The sequence below is a fragment of the Streptomyces novaecaesareae genome (assembly GCF_000716875.1).
Lineage (GTDB): Bacteria > Actinomycetota > Actinomycetes > Streptomycetales > Streptomycetaceae > Kitasatospora > Kitasatospora novaecaesareae.
The window spans coordinates 1-1,167 of the sequence record NZ_JNWQ01000200.1; the positions used below are offsets into that span (position 1 = coordinate 1).

At 67.3% G+C, this 1,167-nt stretch carries 1 protein-coding gene; it reads left to right on the forward strand.

Going from position 1 to position 1,167, the window contains the following annotated elements:
• Window positions 1-4: 4 nt before the first annotated feature.
• Window positions 5-1,167, forward strand: a 1,163-nt coding sequence (locus OP86_RS32475; protein WP_033334477.1) for an RNA-guided endonuclease InsQ/TnpB family protein, incomplete at its 3' end; no start/stop codon positions are given.

The window sequence follows — 1,167 nt, forward strand, 5'->3', positions numbered from 1 at the left end:
GAGCGTGACCACGACCCACGTGAAGCGGGCGTTCAAGTACCGCTTCTACCCGACGGATGCGCAGGCGGCTGAGCTGTCGCGCACGTTCGGGTGTGTGCGCAAGGTCTACAACCTGGCGCTGGCGGCCCGCACCGAGGCGTGGACGCTGCGCCAGGAGCGGGTCAACTACAACGCCACATCCGCGATGCTGACCGGCTGGAAGAAGACCGGGGAACTGGCCTACCTTTGCGAAGTCGCCAGTGTCCCGTTGCAGCAGACGCTTCGGCACTTGCAAGGGGCGTTCGCCAACTTCTGGACCAGGCGGGCGAAGTACCCGACGTTCAAGTCCCGGAAGAAGTCCCGCAAGTCCGCCGAGTACACCACCAGCGGGTTCCGGTTCCGCGACGGCCGGCTGACACTGGCGAAGATGACGCAGCCGCTGGCGATCGTGTGGTCCAGGCCGTTGCCCGAGGGCGTTTCGCCGTCCACGGTGACCGTGTCGCAGGACAGTGCGGGGCGCTGGTTCGTCTCGATGCTGTGCGACGACCGGCCCACCGTGCCCGCGCCGGTCAACCATGCGGTGGGCATCGACGCCGGCATCACCGCGCTGGTGACGCTCTCCACCGGGGAGAAGATCACCAACCCGAGGCACGAGCGCAAGGACCGGGAACGTCTGGCCAGGGCCCAGCGGGAGCTTGCCCGTAAGGCCGAGGGGGACGGCGCGAACCGGGAGAAGGCCCGGCTCAAGGTCGGCCGGGTGTATGCCCGGATCGCCGACCGGCGAAGGGATTTCCTGCACAAGCTCACCACTCGACTCGTCCGCGACAACCAAGTGGTCGTGATCGAGGACCTGACCGTTCGGAACATGCTCAGGAACCGCAGGCTCTCCCGAGCCATCGCGGACGCGAGCTGGACCGAGATGCGGTCGATGCTGGAGTACAAGGCCGACTGGTACGGACGCGAGGTGATCACCGTGGACCGGTGGTTCCCCAGCTCCAAGCTGTGCTCGGCCTGCGGCACCCTGCAAGGCAGGATGCCGCTCAACGTCCGCGAATGGACGTGCGACTGCGGGACGACCCACGACCGGGACGTCAACGCAGCCCGCAACATTCTGGCCGCCGGACTGGCGGTGTCGGCCTGTGGAGACGGTGTAAGACCTCAACGGAGCACTCCGGGCGGGCAGTCGTC